The organism is Streptomyces sp. Go-475, assembly GCF_003330845.1.
GTDB lineage: Bacteria > Actinomycetota > Actinomycetes > Streptomycetales > Streptomycetaceae > Streptomyces.
Genome location: NZ_CP026121.1, coordinates 7,932,738 through 7,951,987, shown reverse-complemented (window position 1 = coordinate 7,951,987; position 19,250 = coordinate 7,932,738). Strand labels below are relative to the sequence as shown.

At 73.4% G+C, this 19,250-nt stretch carries 16 protein-coding genes; 6 read left to right on the top strand and 10 right to left on the bottom strand.

What is annotated here, in order from left to right; genetic code table 11:
• Positions 1 to 31: 31 nt before the first annotated feature.
• A complete protein-coding gene (locus tag C1703_RS36130) occupies positions 32 to 1,540 on the top strand; it encodes an MFS transporter (protein WP_114256794.1) in 1,509 nt (502 codons plus the stop codon).
• A 1,097-nt stretch (positions 1,541 to 2,637) separates the two neighbouring features.
• On the opposite strand, the gene C1703_RS36125 is transcribed toward C1703_RS36130, so the two are convergent.
• Entirely contained in the window at positions 2,638 to 3,603 is a 966-nt protein-coding gene (locus C1703_RS36125; protein WP_114256793.1) for a pirin family protein, read from the bottom strand.
• A gap of 166 nt (positions 3,604 to 3,769) precedes the next feature.
• Here C1703_RS36125 and C1703_RS36120 point away from each other — a divergent pair, with 166 nt between their 5' ends.
• Positions 3,770 to 4,129, top strand: coding sequence for a tetratricopeptide repeat protein (locus C1703_RS36120; RefSeq protein ID WP_114256792.1), 360 nt, complete (start codon positions 3,770 to 3,772; stop codon positions 4,127 to 4,129).
• 42 nt (positions 4,130 to 4,171) lie between these two features.
• Here C1703_RS36120 and C1703_RS36115 read toward each other — a convergent pair whose 3' ends face one another.
• Complete coding sequence (locus tag C1703_RS36115) at positions 4,172 to 5,581, bottom strand: PepSY domain-containing protein (RefSeq protein WP_114256791.1); 1,410 nt, start codon at positions 5,579 to 5,581, stop codon at positions 4,172 to 4,174.
• Between the two features lie 134 nt (positions 5,582 to 5,715).
• On the opposite strand from C1703_RS36115, the gene C1703_RS36110 reads away from it, so the two are divergent.
• Complete coding sequence (locus tag C1703_RS36110; RefSeq protein WP_114256790.1) at positions 5,716 to 6,360, top strand: peptide deformylase; 645 nt, start codon at positions 5,716 to 5,718, stop codon at positions 6,358 to 6,360.
• A 135-nt stretch (positions 6,361 to 6,495) separates the two neighbouring features.
• The gene (locus C1703_RS36105) at positions 6,496 to 8,082 is read left to right on the top strand and encodes an ABC-F family ATP-binding cassette domain-containing protein (protein ID WP_114256789.1); all 1,587 of its coding nucleotides are present in this window, start codon (positions 6,496 to 6,498) and stop codon (positions 8,080 to 8,082) included.
• Between the two features lie 51 nt (positions 8,083 to 8,133).
• On the opposite strand, the gene C1703_RS36100 is transcribed toward C1703_RS36105, so the two are convergent.
• Positions 8,134 to 9,564 (bottom strand): NAD(P)/FAD-dependent oxidoreductase, encoded by a 1,431-nt coding sequence (locus C1703_RS36100; protein ID WP_114256788.1) that lies wholly within the window; start codon positions 9,562 to 9,564, stop codon positions 8,134 to 8,136.
• Between the two features lie 119 nt (positions 9,565 to 9,683).
• Here C1703_RS36100 and trxA point away from each other — a divergent pair, with 119 nt between their 5' ends.
• Complete coding sequence (trxA, locus tag C1703_RS36095; RefSeq protein ID WP_114256787.1) at positions 9,684 to 10,079, top strand: thioredoxin; 396 nt, start codon at positions 9,684 to 9,686, stop codon at positions 10,077 to 10,079.
• A gap of 100 nt (positions 10,080 to 10,179) precedes the next feature.
• Here the strand turns inward: trxA and C1703_RS36090 are convergent, their stop codons facing one another.
• The 3 genes from C1703_RS36090 to C1703_RS36080 all read right to left on the bottom strand — a co-directional run bounded on the left by C1703_RS36090 (position 10,180) and on the right by C1703_RS36080 (position 13,660).
• Positions 10,180 to 11,616: an aldehyde dehydrogenase family protein gene (locus C1703_RS36090; RefSeq protein ID WP_114256786.1), complete on the bottom strand. Its 1,437-nt coding sequence runs from the start codon at positions 11,614 to 11,616 to the stop codon at positions 10,180 to 10,182.
• A gap of 241 nt (positions 11,617 to 11,857) precedes the next feature.
• Positions 11,858 to 12,898, bottom strand: a complete 1,041-nt coding sequence (locus tag C1703_RS36085; protein ID WP_198678364.1) for a LacI family DNA-binding transcriptional regulator — start codon at positions 12,896 to 12,898, stop codon at positions 11,858 to 11,860.
• A gap of 93 nt (positions 12,899 to 12,991) precedes the next feature.
• The gene (locus tag C1703_RS36080) at positions 12,992 to 13,660 is read right to left on the bottom strand and encodes a TetR/AcrR family transcriptional regulator (protein WP_114257759.1); all 669 of its coding nucleotides are present in this window, start codon (positions 13,658 to 13,660) and stop codon (positions 12,992 to 12,994) included.
• Positions 13,661 to 13,792: 132 nt separating this feature from the next.
• On the opposite strand from C1703_RS36080, the gene C1703_RS36075 reads away from it, so the two are divergent.
• Positions 13,793 to 14,356, top strand: coding sequence for an NAD(P)H-dependent oxidoreductase (locus C1703_RS36075; protein WP_114256785.1), 564 nt, complete (start codon positions 13,793 to 13,795; stop codon positions 14,354 to 14,356).
• A gap of 78 nt (positions 14,357 to 14,434) precedes the next feature.
• Here the strand turns inward: C1703_RS36075 and C1703_RS36070 are convergent, their stop codons facing one another.
• From C1703_RS36070 to C1703_RS36055, 4 genes are read right to left on the bottom strand one after another with little or no spacing between them, the layout of a single operon-like run.
• The gene (locus C1703_RS36070; protein ID WP_114256784.1) at positions 14,435 to 15,604 is read right to left on the bottom strand and encodes an XdhC/CoxI family protein; all 1,170 of its coding nucleotides are present in this window, start codon (positions 15,602 to 15,604) and stop codon (positions 14,435 to 14,437) included.
• Positions 15,597 to 17,711 (bottom strand): xanthine dehydrogenase family protein molybdopterin-binding subunit, encoded by a 2,115-nt coding sequence (locus C1703_RS36065; RefSeq protein WP_114256783.1) that lies wholly within the window; start codon positions 17,709 to 17,711, stop codon positions 15,597 to 15,599. Before C1703_RS36065 ends, C1703_RS36070 begins: the two co-directional genes overlap by 8 nt.
• Positions 17,708 to 18,700 carry a xanthine dehydrogenase family protein subunit M gene (locus C1703_RS36060; protein ID WP_114256782.1) on the bottom strand — a complete coding sequence of 331 codons (993 nt, stop codon included), beginning with the start codon at positions 18,698 to 18,700 and terminating at the stop codon, positions 17,708 to 17,710. Before C1703_RS36060 ends, C1703_RS36065 begins: the two co-directional genes overlap by 4 nt.
• Positions 18,697 to 19,239, bottom strand: a complete 543-nt coding sequence (locus tag C1703_RS36055; protein ID WP_114256781.1) for a 2Fe-2S iron-sulfur cluster-binding protein — start codon at positions 19,237 to 19,239, stop codon at positions 18,697 to 18,699. Before C1703_RS36055 ends, C1703_RS36060 begins: the two co-directional genes overlap by 4 nt.
• Positions 19,240 to 19,250: the final 11 nt, after the last annotated feature.

The window sequence follows — 19,250 nt, the reverse complement described above, 5'->3', positions numbered from 1 at the left end:
GCTCCTTCGCCGCTTCTCTGGAGACTTCGTCATGTCTCAAACCTCCCTCGACACACCGGCCAAGGCCAACGTGTCCCCGCTCCCGTCCTCGGGCGCACCACCTCGCCGTCGCTGGTGGATTCTCACCGTCATCGGCGTAGCCCAGCTCATGGTGGTGCTCGACTCGACGATCGTGAACATCGCCCTGCCCTCGGCCCAGAAGGACTTGGGTTTCTCCGACGGCGACCGGCAGTGGGTCGTCACCGCCTACGCCCTCGCCTTCGGCAGCCTGCTGCTGCTCGGCGGACGCATAGCCGACCTGTTCGGCCGCAAGATCACCTTCCTGGTCGGACTGGTCGGCTTCGCCGGGGCCTCCGCCTTGGGCGGCGCCGCGAACAGCTTCGAGATGCTGGTCGCCGCGCGCGTCGGCCAGGGCCTGTTCGGGGCCCTGCTCGCCCCGGCCGCGATGTCGCTGCTGACCACGACGTTCACCGACCCCAAGGAGCGCGCCAGGGCCTTCGGTGTCTACGGCGCCATCGCCGGCGCCGGCGGTGCCATCGGCCTGCTGCTCGGCGGTGTGCTCACCGAGCACCTCGACTGGCGCTGGACCCTCTACGTCAACCTCGTCTTCGCCGGTGCGGCGTTCCTCGGAGGTGCCCTCCTGCTGCGCCGTACCACCCGCGACAAGACCACCAGCCTGGACATCCCCGGCGCCGTCCTCGTCGGCGGCGGCCTGTTCAGCCTGGTCTACGGCTTCGCCAACGCCGAGAGTCATGACTGGAGTTCGCCGCAGACATGGGGCTGGCTGGTCGCCGGAGTCGTCCTGCTCGCCGCGTTCACCGTGTGGCAGACCAGGTCCTCCCATCCCCTGCTGCCCCTGCGCGTGCTGCTCGACCGCAACCGCGGCGCCTCCTTCATCGCGGTGCTGATCAGCGGCGCCGGCATGTTCGGGGTGTTCCTCTTCCTCACCTACTACCTGCAGCAGAGCCTCGGCTACACGCCCATAGAGACCGGGCTGGCCTTCCTGCCCATGACCGGCGCGCTGGTGATCAGCTCCACCCTCGCGACCAGCGTGCTGATCCCCCGCGTCGGCCCCAAGCCCGTGGTCCCGCTCGGCATGGGCCTGGCCGCCGCCGGCATGGTCTGGATGACCGCCCTCGACCTGCACAGCTCCTACGTCACGGACATCCTGCCGACTCTGGTCGTGGTGGGTCTAGGCCTCGGCCTGGTGATGCCCCCTGGTATGAGCCTGGCCGTCACAGGCGTGGACGCCGAGCACTCCGGGGTCGCCTCCGCCACCGTCAACGCCATGATGCAGGTCGGCGGCTCGATCGGCACCGCCCTGCTCAACACCCTCGCCACCAGCGCCGCCACCGACTATCTGACCGGCAAGGACCCCAGGGACCCCGCCGTGCAGGCCCATGCGGGCCTGGAGGCCTACTCCACCGCCTACTGGTGGTCAGCCGTCTTCTTCGCCGTCGGCCTGGTCATCAGCGTCATCCTCTACCGACGCGGCGTACCGGAGCAGGACCCTGACGCCGCCCGCGTCGTACACATGTGACGTCCGAGCAAGGGCCGAACCGACCCCGTGCACCGGGTCGGTTCGGCCCTTTCGGCGCTCCGGCGCCGCCCGCCCTCTGGCGTCATGGCCTTCGCCCGGCAGGCCGTCCACCGCGGGCCGGCACCGAACAACCTTGTCCCCACCTGCGGCCGCTGAGCACTGCCACACGGACACGCTCTCCCGAACGGATGAACAGGCAAGACACGCCAGACCACGCGGTACAGCGCAGACGCAGCCGCCACCTGATGGTGGGCACCACCGCAGGGCCGCCGGGCCCCTTGAGGGGTCGAATCGCCATCAGCCGGCGTCTGTCGAGCCGAGCCGTCCGGCACGATCTCGATCTGCTCCAAGAACGGGCGCTCGCGCCGCCGGCGGTCCCCACCGACGGCGGCTGGCGCCGGCAGGCCCGCACCGAATACCGACGCGGGCCCAGCAGACCAAGAACCTGCTAGTCCCTCTCGGGCGCAGCGCCTTTCAGGTCGGACACAAGCGGCGCTGCCGACGGAGAGCGGCACATCGGAATCTTGTGGAACCTCGACAAGGCGGCAGTGCGAGCGACGCTACCGTTCCACAACGCCTGACTCGACCGCCAACCAGGTCAGCATCGGCCTGGACACCACCGAACCTGCAGGTGGCGTCCCGCCAAGTGGTGTAGCCGGGCAGCCTTCGCGGCTTCGCAGGTCGCGGCCGGGTTCGGCCCGACACCCCGGGGCCGGGCGGCCCACGCCGCCCGGCCCGGCTGGCGCAGCGGCGCGGAGCTTCGGCCGGGCCGGCCGATCACAGGACATCCGGACCGGCGCGGTCCGGATGGCTACACCACTCGGCGGGACGCCACCAACCTGCAAACACCTCCGCAAGCCCCGAAGCTGGACAAAGAGCCCCTCGCCCGAGTCTGACAAGGCGTCAGCAAAGTCAGCATTAGGTCAGCAAGAGTCCTGCCACAGCCGCCCACAGACAGCCACACCGTGGAATCGCCAACCGCGCCGGCCTGAACCAGCCGGCTGTTTGGACGGCCTCCGGCAAGCAGGTGGAAGACAGTGAGAATTACCCGACCGCCTTCCGCTCTGCGGCCACCAACGCGGATGCGTTTCCGCAGGTCAGCGCACCCTTCCCCGCGGTTTCAACTGCCCCGGCGGCAGTTCCGGTGCGGGCAGTGGAGCCCCGTCGTACCCCTTCACCTCCCCGAATCTCGACCCTTCCATCCAGTCCCGCCGCGCCTGCTCGATCTCCTCCTGCGACCGTCCGATCCAGTTCCAGAACATGATCAACTCCTCCTCGAACGGCTCGCCGCCCAGGAGCATCAGGCCCGCGTCCGACTCCGCCCGCAGGGGCAGCTCGCTGCGGCCGCAGCCGAGGTAGAGCATCGAGCCGGGCAGGACCGGGACGCCGTCGACGTGGGCCTCGCCGGACATGGACAGGACGGCGTACTCGAAGTCCGGTTCCAGGGGCAGGCGCACGTCAGCGCCCCGGTCCAGGGCGATGTCGGCGCCGACGATCGGGGTGTAGGCCGTGCCGGGCGACCTCGCGCCGTCGAGGTCGCCGAGGATCAGGGTCGCCTTGATGCCGGGCGCGGTGACGACCGGCAGGTCGGCGTGGTGCTCGAAGCGCGGGTCGGTGTGGCGGTGGCTGTCCGGCAGGGCGACCCACAGCTGCGCGCCGTGCAGGAAACGGGCGTGCGAGCGGGGGCTCTCCTCGGAGTGGCTGATCGCCCGACCGGAGGTCATCAGGCCCAGCTCGCGCGGGCGGATCGTCTGGAGGCTGCCGGTGGAGTCGCGGTGCAGCACCTCGCCCTCGTGCAGCCAGCTCACCGTCTGCAGGCCCATGTGGGGGTGTGGCGGCACCTGCATGCCGGGCTCGTCGGCGATGTCGTCGGGGCCGTAGTGGTCGACGAAGCACCAGGCCCCGACCATCCGGCGGCCGAGGTTGGGCAGCAGCCGGCGGACCTCGCTGGACTCGCCCAGCTTCACGCGGCGCGGGCTGAGGAGTTCACGCACCGGCTCGGCCACCACGAAGCCACGGCCACCGCACAGGGCGGGGACCGCCTCCCGCTCAAGATTGCTCATGGCGCCCAACCTAGTGCGGCCGAGGCCCCCGCGTCAGCGCGTCACCGTCGCCCGCCCGGGTGCTGAACCTGATCAAGGAGCGGGCGGACGCCGAGCCGGCCGGCCTCACCAAGTCGTGGAATATTGAACCAACAGGTTCGGTTGTCGGCCTCGAAGGAGGCCACCCGTGAACACCACCTACGACGAGACCTACTACGCCCACGGAACACCGGCGGAGCGCTGGGAGCGCGCGCTGCTGTTCTTCGACGCCAAGGACTACGCCGCCGCCGCGCGCGTCCTGGTCGGGCTGGTCGAGGAGGCGCCCGAGCAGACCGGACCGCGCCTGCTGCTGGCGCGCTCCTACTACCACTCGGCGCAACTGCGGCGCGCCGAGGCCGAGTTGCGGACGATCGTCGAGCGGGACCCGGTCGAGCACTACGCCCGGCTGATGCTGGGCCGTACGCTCCAGCGGCAGAACCGGCACGAGGAGGCGGAGTCGCACCTGCGGATCGCCTCGGCGCTCGCGGGTGACTTCGAGCAGCTCTGACCTCCAGGGACGCACAGGTGGCCCTGGAGGTCGGCGGGTCGGCTACTGCGCGGGGGCCCCGGGGCCGTACGAGCGCCGTCCCCGCCGGTAGGCGATCTCGCCCAGCAGGATGTCGACGGCGAGGAACACCGCCAGCGGGATGCCGAACAGGGGCAGGAAATACCCGAGCACGGCGGTCACCGCCAGCAGCGGCACCAGTATCTGCGGCGGCACCTGCTGCCAGGCACCGCGCGGGACCGGCCGCCCGAAGGCGGTGCCGCGGCCGCGCTGCCACCACATGCGGTAGCCCCAGACGATCAGCAGGATCAGACAGAGCGCGAGCAGCATCAGGGCGATCTGGTTGACCAGGCCGAACAGCACGCCGGTGTGCAGGTCGATGCCCCACCGGGTGAGCTTGGCGAGCACCGGGTAGTCGGCGAAGCGCAGGACGTCCATGACCTCACCACTGGCCGGGTCGATCGCGACGGAGTCCTGCTTCTCGGGCCAGCTGCGCTGGACCTGCTTGACGACGTACGCCGAGTTCGCGTCGGCGGGCGGCACGATCTCCACCGGGTCGCCGAGGCCCTCGGCCCGCGCCGCCGCCAGGACCTTGTCCAGGCCCACCCCGTGCGCGGCGTCCCCCGCCTGTCCGGCGGCGGAGCCGTGACCGGTGTGTTCACCGCCCGCCGCGGCCGACACCGACGGGGTGGCCTGGCCCAGCGAGGTCCGCAGCTCGTCGATGGAGGCCCCGGCGTGGGCCGACCAGGTCAGACCGGTCGCCGAGAGGAAGAAGAACCCGGCGGCCGCCCAGGCGCCGACGCTGCCGTGCAGTCCGAGCGTGCGGCGCCGCCCGTTCGTCCCCCGCACCTTGCGCAGGGCGCGCCGGCGGGAGAACCACAGCACCAGCCCGCCGGCCGCGATCACCGACAGCCAGCTGGCCGCCAACTCGCTGTACAGCCGCCCCGGTTCACCGAGGTGGAGGTCGCGGTGGAACTCGTCGATCCAGGTGCGCAGGGGCAGCGCGCCGGTCGCGCCGTACTGTTCGAGGGCGCCTCGCACCTTCGCGGTGTAGGGGTCGACGAAGACGGCGAGCGTGTGCCCCTCGTCGACGCCCGGGACGCCGGACAGCAGCACCCTGGTCGTCGCGTCGTCCTCGGGTGAGGGGCGTACGGCCGAGACCGTGCCCTCCGGGTGGGCCTTGCGGGCGGCGGCGACCTGCTCGCTGATCGGCAGCTTCCGCTCGCCGACGGGGACGGTCAGCTCGTGGTCGTAGACGATCTTCTCGGCCTGGAAGGAGGCGGCGTACAGCAGGCCGGTGACGGCGGCGACGAGGAGGAACGGCGCCACCAGCACCCCTGCGTAGAAGTGCAGGCGCAGGACGAGGGGACGCAGCGGGGCCCAGCTGTTCTTCGACGGTGCCGGGGCGGCTGGTCGCGGGGCCTCGTCCGTGGTGGTCGAGGGAGCGGTGGTCATCGGCGGGCTTCTCCCGGGGGACGTCTTCTTGGCCGTTGCTGTGCAGTAGTCGGAGCGGAGGGGCGTCCAGTTCCCGAAGGGGGTGTGTGACCTGTGCCACTCGAAGGGGGAGGGTGCCGTGTCATCCTGACGCGATGGGAACTCCGAGTGATCGCGCACCCCTGGCCGAGCGGGTCGAGGAACTCCTCGCCAGCGACGGCCCCTTGACCATGGTCACGGCCGGTGACCCGGTGCTGCGGCGTGGCACCGAGCCGTACGACGGTCAGCTGGACCCCGCGCTGCTGGCCCGGTTCGTCGAGGCCCTGCGCGTCACCATGCGCGCGGCGCCGGGGGTCGGGCTGGCGGCGCCGCAGGTCGGCGTGGAGCTCAGGATCGCGGTGATCGAGGATCCGGCACCGGTGCCGGAGGAGGTGCGGGTGGTGCGCGGGCGGGTGCCGCAGCCGTTCCGGGTGCTGGTCAATCCCGCCTACGAGGCCGTCGGTGGCGCGCGGGCCGCGTTCTTCGAGGGCTGCCTGAGTGTGCCGGGGTACCAGGCGGTGGTGGCGCGGCCCGGCGCGGTGCGGCTGACCGGGCAGGACGAGCACGGGCGCGCCCTGGACGAGGTGTTCACGGGGTGGCCCGCGCGGATCGTGCAGCACGAGACGGACCATCTGGACGGGGTGCTGTACCTGGACCGGGCCGAGGCGCGGTCGCTCTCCTCCCACCAGGCGGTGGCGGAGCGCTGGGCGCAGCCGACGCCTCACGAGGCCGCGCGGGCGCTCGGCTTCGAACTGCCGTAGGGACGAGAAAAAACCGGAGGCGTCCGACGCGGCGCTTCCCTTACCGTGGCCGCATGTCTACGCCCCGAATTTCCTAGCCGAGGACCCGCTTCCACGCCACCCGTGTGTCCTCTTGCCTGTTCGGAGCGTTTTCTCATGATCACCGTTCGTGACGTCGACGTGCGCGTGGGCGCGCGTCTGCTGCTGTCCGGCGTCTCCTTCCACATCTCCCCCGGCGACCGCGTCGGCCTGGTCGGCCGCAACGGCGCTGGAAAGACAACGCTGTTGCACACCCTGGCGGGCACCCTGCGGCCCGCCGCCGGGACCGTCGTCCGCACCGGCGACGTCGGTCATCTCCCGCAGGACTCGCGCGCGGCCGACCCGTCGGTCACCGTCACCGACCGGATCCTGTCCGCGCGCGGCCTGGACCGGGCCGTACGGGCGCTGCGCCGCGCGGAGGCCGCGATGGCCGACGGGACGGAGCGTTCGATGCGGGCCTATGCGCGCGCCGAGGCCGAGTTCCAGGCGCGCGGCGGCTACGCGGCCGAGGCGGAGGCCGCCCGGGTCGCCGCCGGGCTCGGCCTGCCGGCGGAGCTGGCGGACCGGCCGCTCGGCGCGCTCTCCGGCGGGCAGCGCCGCCGCGTGGAGCTGGCCCGCATCCTGTTCGCCGGGCACGGCACCCTGCTGCTGGACGAGCCGACGAACCACCTCGACGCGGCCTCGATCGCCTGGCTGCGCACCTTCCTGACGAGCCATCAGGGCGGGCTGGTGATGATCAGCCACGACACGTCCCTGCTGGCCTCCACGGTGAACCGGGTCTTCCACCTGGACCCGGGGCGGGCGGCGCTCGACATCCACAACACCGGCTGGGACACGTACCTCGAACGGCGGGACGCCGACGAACGGCGGCGGACGCGGGAGCGGGCCAACGCCGAGCGCAAGGCGGCCGCCCTGCACGCCCAGGCGGGCAAGATGCGGGCCCGCGCGTCGACCGCGGTGGCCGCGCGGAACATGGCGCGCCGCGCGGACCGTATGCTCGCCGACCTCGAACCGGCCCGGCGCGCCGAGAAGACCGCCAGGATCCGGCTGCCCGAGCCGGCGCCCTGCGGCCGGATCCCGCTCGGCGCGGTCGGCCTGACCAGGTCGTACGGCGAACGGCAGGTGCTGCGCGGCGTCGATCTCGCCGTCGACCGGGGCAGCCGGCTGGTGGTGCTCGGGCCCAACGGCGCCGGGAAGACGACCCTGTTGCGGATCCTCGCCGGGCAGGACGCGCCCGACAGCGGCCGGGTGGTCCACGGGCACGGGCTGCGCCTCGGCTACTTCGCGCAGGAACACGACACCCTCGACCCGGAGTCGACGGTCCGCGAGCACCTGGCCGGTGCCGCCCCGCACCTCACCGACGGCGAGGTCCGCCAGGTCCTCGGCTCGTTCCTGTTCACCGGGGACGACGCCGGCAAGCGCGTCGGCGTCCTCTCCGGCGGTGAGAAGACCCGCCTGGCCCTGGCCTGTCTGGTGCACTCGGGCGCGAACGTGCTGCTCCTGGACGAGCCCACCAACAACCTGGACCCGGCCTCCCGAGCCGAGGTCCTGGCCGCGGTGGGCACGTACCCGGGCGCGATCGTCATGGTCACGCACGACGAGGGCGCCATCCGGGCGCTGCGCCCGGACCGCGTGCTGCTGCTGCCGGACGCGGACGAGGACCTGTGGGACGAGGAGTACCTGGAGCTGGTGTCCTCGGCCTGAGCGGATGTCCCAGCTGTCCCGAGGCATGTCCTGGCTGTCCCGAGGCTTGTCCTAGCTGTCCCGGTAGGACTCCAGCAGCCGCAGCCAGACCTCGCTGATCGTCGGGTACGCGGGGACGGCGTGCCACAGGCGGCCGACCGGGACCTGGCCGGCGACGGCGACGGTCGCGGAGTGGATGAGTTCGCCGACGCCCGGGCCGACGAGGGTCACGCCGCGCAGGATCTCGTCCTCGACGTCGACGACCATGCGGGCGCGGCCCTTGTAGCCGTCGGCGTACAGGCCCGCGCCCGCGACGGAGGACAGGTCGACGTCGACGGCCTTCACCCGGTGGCCGGCCTGTTCGGCCTCGGCGAGGGACAGTCCGACGGCCGCGGCCTCCGGGTCGGTGAAGACGACCTGGGGGACGGCGGCGTGGTCGGCGGTCGCCGCGTGGGCGCCCCACGGCTGGGCGAGGAGGGTCTCCCCGGTCGCCCGCGCGGCGATGGCGGCGCCCGCGATGCGGGCCTGGTACTTGCCCTGGTGGGTGAGCAGGGCGCGCTGGTTGACGTCGCCGACCGCGTACAGCCAGTCGTGGCCGGTGACGCGGAGGCTGTCGTCGACGTCGAGCCAGGAGCCGGGTTCCAGGCCGATGGTCTCCAGGCCGATGTCGTCGGTGCGCGCGGCGCGGCCGGTGGCGAAGAGGATCTCGTCGGCCTCGACGCGGTCGCCCTTGTCGGTGACGGCCACCACGGTGCCGTTCTCGCGGGTCACCGACTCCACCGACGTGCCGGTACGGACGTCGGCGCCCGCCTCGGTGAGGGACTCGGCCACCAGTTCCCCGGCGAAGGGCTCCATCCGGGCGAGCAGGCCCTTGCCGCGGACGAGGAGGGTGACCTTCGAGCCGAGGGCCTGCCAGACGGTGGCCATCTCGGTGGCGACCACGCCCCCTCCGACGACGATCAGCCGGCCGGGCACGGTCTTGGCGCTGGTGGCCTCCCGGCTGGTCCAGGGCCTGACCTCGTCCAGTCCGGGCAGCGGCGGCAGGGCGGCGCGGCTGCCGGTGCAGACGGCGACGGCGTGCCGGGCGGTCAGGACCGTCTCGCCGCCGTCGGGGCCGGTGACCGTCACCGTGCGGGGGCCGGTGAGCCGCCCGTGGCCGCGGTGGAGGTCGGCGCCGATGGAGTCGAGCCAGCCGGCCTGGCCGTCGTCCTTCCAGTGGGAGGTGTAGTAGTCCCGGTGGGCGAGGACCGCGGCCGCGTCGAGGGGGCCCTGCACCGCCTGGCTCAGGCCCGGCACGCGGCGGGCGTCCGCGCGGGCGATGACCGGCCGCAGCAGGGCCTTGCTGGGCATGCACGCCCAGTAGGAACACTCGCCGCCGACCAGTTCGCTCTCCACGACCGCGGTGGTCAGTCCGGCGGCGCGGGTGCGGTCGGCGACGTTCTCCCCCACGGGCCCGGCCCCGAGCACCACGACGTCGTACGTGTTGGTTTCCGTTTCCGTCATGGGGTCAGTCTGGTGGGTGGTGTGCACCCTGGCCACATGGGTAGGGGCGCGGAATACGTGTCCGGTCGGCCGTGTTGTGCCGACGGCTTGACCCCACACCAGGAAGAGGGATTTACGCCATGAGCAGCACCGTGGAGCTCACCAAGGAGAACTTCGACCAGACGGTCACGGACAACGAGTTCGTCCTGATCGACTTCTGGGCGTCCTGGTGCGGGCCGTGCAAGCAGTTCGCCCCGGTCTACGAGAAGGCGGCGGAGGAGAACCCGGACCTGGTGTTCGGCAAGGTGGACACCGAGGCGCAGCCGGAGCTGGCCGCGGCCTTCGGTATCCAGTCGATCCCGACGCTGATGATCGTCCGTGACCAGGTCGCCGTGTTCGCGCAGCCGGGCGCGCTGCCCGAGGCGGCTCTGACGGACGTCATCGGGCAGGCCCGGAACCTGGACATGGACGAGGTCCGCAAGGCGATCGCCGAGCAGCAGTCCCAGCAGGGTCAGCAGGCTCAGCAGGGCCAGTGACGGAACTCGGGGGGCGGGTGTCACGCCCCCCGAGGTGAGGCCCACCAGCAGAGGGGTGGGCCCTCGGGAGAGGAGTGGGCCCCCAGCAGGGGGCCGGCTCCTAGTAGGGGTACGTGGCCACGTCCCCGCGCACCGTCGTCCAGCGCAGTTCGGTGAAGGCCTCCAGGTTGGCCTCGCCGCCGAAGCGGGCGCCGGTGCCGGAGGCGGCGATTCCGCCGAAGGGCGCCACGGCCTCGTCGTTCACCGTCTGGTCGTTGATGTGGACGATGCCGGTCGGGATGCGCTCGGCGAGGTCCAGGCCCCGGGCCGGGTCCCGGGTGACGATGCCCAGGGAGAGGCCGTACGGGCTCTGCGCCGCCAGCGCCGCCGCCTCGTCGGCGGTGGTGAAGGGCCGGACGGGCGCCACGGGACCGAAGACCTCCTCCGCGTAGGCCGGGGTGTGGTCGCCGACGTGGGCGAGGACCGTCGGCCGGTAGAACAGCCGGTCGTGCGTGCCGCCCGCGGCGACCTTGGCGCCCGCGGCCCTGCTGGACTCGACCAGGCCGCTGATCTTGGCGAGCTGGGCGGAGTCGATGATGGGGCCCAGGTGGACCTGGTCGCGGTACGGGTCGCCGACGGCGAGCGAGTCGGCCTTGGCGGCCAGCCGCGCGACGTACTCGTCGTACAGGGACGCGTGCACCAGATGGCGTCCGGTCGTCATGCAGATCTGGCCCTGGTGGAAGAACGAGCCCCAGGCGGCGGTGGAGATCACCGCGTCGAGGTCGGCGTCCTCCAGCACGATCATGGCCGAGTTGCCGCCGAGTTCCAGGTGCGCCCGCTTGAGATGACGGCCGGCCGCCTCTCCCACGGCCCGTCCGGCGGCGGTGGAGCCGGTGAAGGAGATGACCGGCACGCGCGGGTCGGCGACCAGGGCCTGACCGGCGTCCGGGCCGCCGGGGAGCACGTGCAGCAGGTCCTGCGGCAGGCCCGCGGCGGCGAAGACCGCGGCCAGGGACAGCCCGCCGCAGACGGCCGTGCGCGGGTCCGGCTTGAGCAGCACCGCGTTGCCCAGCGCCAGGGCGGGCGCGACCGAGCGGATGGACAGGATCAGCGGGGCGTTGAACGGGGAGATCACCCCCACCACGCCGGCCGGGACGCGGCGCGTGTACGACAGGCGCGGGGCCTCGCTGGGCAGGACCTGGCCGGCCGGGCGGGAGGCGAGCGCGGCGGCCTCGTAGCACTCCTGGGCGGCGACGTGCAGCTCGAAGTCGGCCTTGCCGGGGACCGAACCGGACTCGCGGACGAGCCACGCGCGCAGTTCGTCGGCGTGCTCGGTGAACAGGTCGCCCGCCTTGCGGAGCACGGCGGCGCGGGCGAAGTGCGGGGCGCTCGCCCACGCGCGCTGGGCGGCCGCGGCCCGTCCGGCGGCGGCCCCCACGTCCTCGGGGGTGGCGAGGGTGAGGCCGGCGAGGGCTTGGCCGGTGGCGGGCTCGGTGACGCTGTATCCGGGGCCCGTGAGGGGGTGGGGTTGCCAGCTCCTGGGGTCGAGCAACGGCATGACGGCTCTCCGATCGATCGGTCACCGGCTGACGGGTGGGCGGAAGTCCCGTGCGTGCGCGGCCGGTTCGGCGGTCACATGGCGGGACGCGCGGAGCGGGCGCGGCCGTGCGTGCCGCGGCCCGCCTGTGAACGCGCCCCCATTTGGTTGAGCATGCAACATCCTAGCCGTGTGGCGGGTGGGGCGGGGCGGACCGTCCCTCGTTCGTCGACCGTAGGCACGGGAGCGGTCCGCCCGCACGTCAGCTCGACTCGCGGTGCAGCACCGTCGCGCCCAGCACCTTGTGCGTCTCGGGTTCGGTGCCGGGCTTGCGCACCGCGCGGTCGACCAGTTCGGCCAGTTCCTGGCCCGAGGGCAGCTGCAGGCGGACCGTGGTCAGCCGGGGCCGCAGCAGCCGGCCGAGCATCAGGTCGTCCGCGCCGATCACGGCCGTCTCCTCGGGGATGCGGATGCCCTCGTCCTGCAGGGCCCGCATCAGCAGCATCGCGTACTCGTCGTTGTAGGTGAACACGGCGTCCAGACCGAGGCTCCGCCAGCGGGCGGCGAGGCGGGCGGCGGCCTGTTCCTCGTAGGCCAGGGGCAGTTCGGTCAGCGTGGCGTCCGTGCCCCGCAGGGACTGGCGCACACCGTCGAGCCGGGGCGCGGAGAACGCCTCCAGGCCGGGCTCCTGGGGGACGACGACGCCGATCCGGCGCCGGCCGCGGTCGTAGAGGTGGGATCCCGCGGTGTGGCCGACGACGTCGTGGTCCATGAGCAGGGCGTGCGCGCCCTCGATGGTCTCGGGGCCGAGGGTGACCACGGCCCGGGCCCCGGAGCGCTTGAGCACCGCCACCCCGCACGGACCGAGTCCGGAGCCGGGTACGAGCACGGCGACGGGCCGTAACTCGGCCCAGGCGCGGGCGGCTTCGTCGCCGTGCGGGCCGCCGGTGCCGTACTGCACGACCGTGTAGTCCAGGACGCCGAGCGCGCTCTGGAGGTCGGCGAGGAACCGGCTGTAGAGCGGGCCCACGGGGAAGGTCGGCGCGGGGATCAGCACCATCCGGCTGTGCCCGGCACGCAGACTGCGGGCCGCCGCGTGCGGTACGTAGCCGAGTTCCTTCGCGGCCTCGTGGACCCGGCGGCGGGTGGGTTCACTGATCCGTACGGCGCTGGTGTTGTTCAGGACGTAGGAGACGGTCGCGCGCGAGACGCCGGCCAGGCGGGCCACGTCGGCGCTCGTGGGGACGGAGCGCGACGGCGCGACGGGGGACGGGAGCGCGGGCGTTTTCGGTATCTGCACCATGACGTACGGCATCTTGGCAGAAGCCCCAATGCGCGCTTCCGGCGGGGGAGTTGTGACGAATCCGTGAGCGTTCACGGCATGCGGCGGGCGCTGTCAGCAGGCGGGGCGCGTGCCCGTCACGCGGTCGACCAGGTCCGTCCAGGCGGCCTCCAGGCGGGACAGAGGGATTCCGCACTGCCTGGTCAGGTGGTGGATCAGGGCCGGGTCGAGCTGGCCCATCAGCGCGTGGGCGAGGAGCTCGCAGTCCGCGCCGGGGACCGCCTGGCGCAGGAGCATCTCCACGTGGTGCCGCAGAACGCGGCGGGCCGGGCTGATGTAGCGGCGGTTCGCGCCCGGCTCGGCGGCCAGTTGCAGCTCCAGTTCGTCGGCGGAGCGGCGCAGCAGCGCGCAACCGAACGCCCGCAGCCGCTCCACGGGCGGCGCTCCGGGGCCGAGCGGGGGCGGGCCGCCCAGGAACGCGGCCTGGAACTTCTTCTCGGAGTGATCGAGCAGCGCCGTCAGCAGGCCGGTGCGGTCGCCGAAGCGGCGGAAGACGGTGCCCTTGCCGACGCAGGCCGCGGCGGCCACCGCCTCCATCGTGACGGCCTCCGCGCCGCGCTCCGCCACCAGCCGCGCGGCGGCCTCCAGCAGCCGGGCCCGGTTGCGCGCGGCGTCGGCGCGCAGGCACGGCTCGTCGGCCTCCAGGGCGGTACCGAGCTGGAGCAGCTCCGGGTGGTCGACGGGCTCCTGGGGCGTCGGGAGGGACGGCGAGGCGGCGGACATGAAGCCAGCGTAAAGCATCGGGAACAGAACTGGACCGCGGTCCGGTTAGGATGCTAGAACATTAAACGGACCCCGGTCCGGATCGTGACGGCAGTGTTTCACTGCGGTCTTTTCACATACGTGGGAGTCAGCATGTCTGTTCGTATCCTCGCCCTCGTCGGCAGCCTCCGCGCCGGTTCGCACAACCGCCAGCTCGCCGAGGCGGCCGTCAAGCTCGCCCCCGAGGGCGCCGAGGTGGAGCTGTTCGAGGGCCTGGCCGAGATCCCGTTCTACAACGAGGACATCGACGTCGAGGGCAGCGTTCCGGCCGCCGCCGAGCGCCTGCGCGAGGCCGCGAACGCCGCGGACGGCCTGATCCTGTTCACGCCGGAGTACAACGGCACCATCCCGGCCGTCCTGAAGAACGCCATCGACTGGCTGTCCCGCCCGTACGGCGCCGGTGCCCTCACGGGCAAGCCGGTCGCGGTGGTCGGCACCGCGTTCGGCCAGTACGGCGGTGTCTGGGCGCACGACGAGACCCGCAAGTCCGTGGGTGTGGCCGGCGGCAAGGTGCTGGAGGACGTCAAGCTGTCCATCCCCGGCTCGGTCACCCGCTTCGCCGAGACGCACCCGGCCGACGACGCCGAGGTCGCCGCGCAGCTGACCGAGGTCATCGCCCGCCTGCACGGCCACGCCTCGGAGCCGGCCGCGGCCTGACCGGCACCCGCCCGTCCGCCACAGAGGGACCGCAGCCGTGACGGCTCCGGTCCCTCCGGCGCGTCGGCGCGCTGTGTCTCAGACCGGCTGGGGAGAAGCCTCCCGCCCGGCCCGGTGGATCGGTGCGTCCGTGCCGGTCAGGGGCGCCCCCGTGCCGCCGTGGCGGGTCGCGATGATCTCCGCCGCGATGGAGACGGCGGTCTCCTCGGGCGTACGCGCGCCCAGGTCGAGGCCGATCGGCGACCTCAGCCGGGCCAGCTCCCGCTCGCTCACCCCCGCCTCCCGCAGCCGCCGCTCGCGGTCCTCGTGGGTGCGGCGGGAGCCCATCGCGCCGACGTACGCGACCGGCAGCCGCAGCGCCTCCGCCAGCAGGGGCACGTCGAACTTCGCGTCGTGCGTGAGCACGCACAGCACCGTGCGCGCGTCGGTCTCGGTACGCCGCAGGTAGCGGTCGGGCCAGTCCACGACGATCTCGTCGGCCTCCGGGAAGCGGGCCCGGGTGGCGAAGACCGGGCGGGCGTCGCACACGGTGACGTGGTGGCCGAGGAACTTGCCCGCCCGGACGAGAGCCGCCGCGAAGTCGATCGCACCGAAGACGATCATGCGGGGCGGGGGCACGGCCGACTCCACGAGCAGGGTGAGACCGCCCGGGCAGTGCGAGCCGTCCTCGGACAGCTCGACGGTGCCCGTGCGGCCGCCGTCCAGCAGGGCGCGGGCCTCGGCGACGGCCGTGCGGTCCAGGTCCGGGCCGCCGCCCAGACCGCCTTCGGACGAGCCTCCCCCCGGCTCCGCCCCGGGGGCTCCCCGGTTCGCTCCGCTCGGGCGGACGAGCAGCGCCCGGCCGAGGAGGCGGGCCGGGCCCCGGACGACCCGGGCCAGCGCCACCGGCTCACCGCGGGCGGCGGCGGACAGCGCGGCCCCCTCGGCCGAACGCCCCGCGGTGTACGGGACGACCATGACGTCGATGGTCCCGCCGCAGGTCAGCCCGACCGCGAACGCGTCCTCGTCGCTGTAGCCGAACCGCTCGACGAGCGTCGCGCCGTCCCGCAGGGCCTGGACGCACAGGTCGTACACCGCTCCTTCCACGCAGCCTCCGGAGACCGAGCCGATGGCCGTGCCGTCGGCCGACACCGCCAGGGCGGCGCCGGGAGGGCGCGGGGCGCTGCCGCCGACGGCGACGACCGTGGCGACGGCGAAGTCCCGGCCCTCCTCGATCCACTCGCGCAGCGGCCCGGCGAGATCAAGCATCGCCGCCCGCCAGCAGCACCCGGTCGGGCCGGATCGGCAGGTTCCGGTGGCGTACGCCGGTCGCGTGCCACACGGCGTTGGCGACCGCCGCCGCGGCCCCCACGATGCCGACCTCGCCGATGCCCTTGATGCCGACCGGGTCGTCCGGGTCGGGGTCGTCGACCCAGTCGGCCTCGATGTGCGGGACGTCGGCGTGCGCGGCGACGTGGTAGCCCGCGAGGTCGGCGCCGTAGACACCGCCGCTCGCCCGGTCCCGCACGGCTTCCTCGTGCAGGGCCATGGACAGGCCCCACACCATGCCGCCGACGAGCTGGTTGCGGGCGGTCAGCGGGTTGACGATCCGGCCGGCCGCGAAGATGCCCAGCATGCGGCGCACGCGGACCTCACCGGTGGTGGGGTCGACGGCGACCTCGGCGAACTGCGCCCCGTAGGAGTGCCGTTCCTTCTGGGCCAGGGCCCCGGTGGCCTCCGTCGTGTCCGACCGTACGGTGACGCCCTCCGGCGGGACGTCGGCGCCCGGCACGAGGCTCCCGCGCAGTTCCTCGGCGGCCGTACGGACGGCCCAGCTCCAGGAACGGGTGCCCATCGAGCCGCCCGCGATCATCGCGGGGCCGAGGTCGCTGTCCCCGATCCGCACCCGGACCCGGTCCGTCGGGACCTCCAGCGCGTCCGCGGCGACCAGGGTGAGCGCGGTCCGGGCGCCGGTGCCGATGTCGGCGGCGTTGACCCGGACCGTGAAGGTGCCGTCCGCCTCCGCGGTCACGGCGGCCGTGGACGGCATGGCCACCACGGGGAACGAGGCGCCGGCCGTTCCGGTGCCGAGCAGCCAGCGTCCGTCCCGGCGGACGCCGGGGCGCGGATCACGGTCGGCCCAGCCGAACCTGCGGGCGCCTTCCCGGAAGCAGGCGATCAGGTTGCGGCTGCCGAACGGCAGCCCGGACACGGGACCCACCTCGGGCTCGTTGCGCACCCGCAGCTCGATCGGGTCGACGCCGCACCGCTCCGCCAGCTCGTCGAGCGCCGACTCCAGCGCGAACGAACCGGGGGCCTCGCCCGGGGCGCGCATCCACGTGGGCGTGGGCACGTCGAGCCGCAGGATCCGGCTGGCCGTGTGGTGGGCGTCGGCCGCGTACATCGCCCGGCTCGCCGCGGCGCTCGGCTCGACGAAGTCGTGCACGGCCGAGGTCTGGTTGAGGGAGCGGTGCTCCAGCGCGCGCAGCCGCCCGTCCGCGTCGGCGCCGAGCCGGACCCGCTGGGCGGTGGGGCTGCGGTAGCCGGCGAGGGAGAACATCTGGCGGCGGGTCATGACGACCCTGACCGGGCGCCGCAGGACGGTCGCGGCCATCACGGCGGCCACCTGGTGCGCCCGGACGCCCTTACTGCCGAAGCCGCCGCCGACGTGCTCGGAGCGCACCCGCACGGAGGCGGGGTCGAGGGAGAAGAGGTTCGCGAGTTCGCCGGCGACCCAGGTGGTGCCCTGGTTGGAGTCGACGACCTCCAGCCGGCCGCCCTCCCACCGGGCCGTCGCCGCGTGCGGCTCCATCGGGTTGTGGTACTCCTCCGGCGTGGTGTACTCGGCGTCCACCACGACCGCCGACGCCGCGAGCCGGTCCGCCAGGTCGCCCTTCTCGATCACGGCCTGCGCGTGCCCGTCGAGCGTGTACGCCTCGGGCTCGCGCCCGGCGGAGAACGCGACGTCGTGCGGCTCCTGGTCGTAGCGCACGACGAGGGTCTCGGCGGCCTCCCGGGCCTGCTCGGACGTCTCGGCGACGACCAGCGCCACCGGCCAGCCCAGATGGGGCACGCGGTCGTGCTGGAAGAGGGCGGCGGTCGGGTCCGGCGGGACGCCCAGCAGTCCGACGAAGTCGCTGTCGACACGGGGGGCGTTGTGGTGGTGCAGCACGGCGAGGACGCCCGGCATCCCGAGGACGGCCTCGGTGTCGACGGCCCGGACGCGGCCGCGGGCGACGGTGGACAGCACCAACCAGCCGTGGGCGAGTTCGGCGAAGGGGATCTCGGCGGCGTAGCGAGCCGCTCCGGTGACCTTGTCGCGGCCCTCGACGCGGGTGTGCGCGGTGCCGACGGCTCCCCTGGTGGCGGTGGTCATCGGGTGGCCTCCTCGGCGAGTTCGCTGAGCACGGCGACGACGAGGTTGCGCATCAGGGTCACCTTGTATCCGTTGTGGGGCAGCGGTTTCGCCTGGGCGAGTTCGGCGTCCGCGGCGGCCGCGAAGGTCTCGGCGTCGGCCGGGGCGCCGGTCAGGACGCGTTCGGCCGCCCGGGCCCGCCAGGGGCGGGAGGCGACCGCCCCGAAGGCCAGACGCACCTCGCGGACGCGGCCGTCCTGGACGTCGAGCGCCGCGGCGATCGAGCCGATGGCGAAGGCGTACGAGGCCCGCTCGCGGACCTTGCGGTAGCGGGAGACGGCGGCCACCGGGGCGGGCGGCAGGGTGACGGCGGTGATCAGCGCGCCCGGCGGCAGGACGGTCTCCCGGTGCGGGGTCTCCCCCACCGGCAGGTAGAAGTCCGTCAGCGGCACTTCGCCCGGCCCGTCCGCCGTCTCGTACGACACGACCGCGTCGAAGGCGGCCAGCGCCACGCCCATGTCGGAGGGATGGGTCGCCACGCAGTGGTCGGAGGCGCCGAGGACGGCGTGGTTGTGGTGCTCGCCCTCGATGGCGGGGCAACCGCTGCCCGGGACCCGCTTGTTGCAGTCGGCCGTGACGTCGGCGAAGTAGCCGCAGCGGGTGCGCTGGAGCAGGTTCCCGCCGACGGTGGCCATGTTGCGCAGCTGTCCGGAAGCGCCCGCCAGCACGGCCTGCGCCAGCGCCGGGTAGCGGCGGCGCACCTCGGGGTGGGCGGCCAGGTCGCTGTTGGTGACGGTGGCGCCGATGCGCAGACCGCCGTCCGGGGTGGACTCGACGCGGTTCAGGGGCAGTTCCCGCACGTCGACGAGGAGGGCGGGCCGTTCGACGCCGGTCTTCATCAGGTCGACGAGGTTGGTGCCGCCGCCCAGGAAGCGCGCGTCCGGGTCGCCGTCGAGCAGCGCCACGGCGCCGGAGACGTCGTACGCCCGCTGGTAGCCGAACTCCCTCATGCCACGGCCCCCTTGGCCTCGGCGGCCCGGGCCACGGCCTGGACGATCGAGACGTAGGCGCCGCAGCGGCACAGGTTGCCGCTCATCCGCTCGCGTATCTCCTCGGGGGTCAGTGGTGGCGGCCCCGCCTCGGGCCGTACGTCACCGGTGGCGGCGCTCGGCCAGCCGGCCGCGTGTTCCTCGATCACGGCGATGGCCGAACAGATCTGTCCCGGCGTGCAGTAACCGCACTGGAAGCCGTCCAGTTCGAGGAACGCCTGCTGCACGGGGTGGAGTTCTTCGCCCTCGGCCACGCCCTCGATGGTGGTGATCTCGCGGCCTTCGGCCGCCACCGCCAGTTGCAGGCAGGACACGCTCCGGCGGCCGTCGACCAGGACCGTGCAGGCGCCGCACTGCCCCTGGTCACAGCCTTTCTTGGTGCCGGTCATGTCCAGTCGCTCGCGCAGGGCGTCGAGCAGGGTCGTGCGGTGGTCGACGGTCAGCGTGTACTTCTCGCCGTTGACGGACAGGGTGAGGTCGCTGGACGTCGATGGGGGCATGGAAGCCTTCT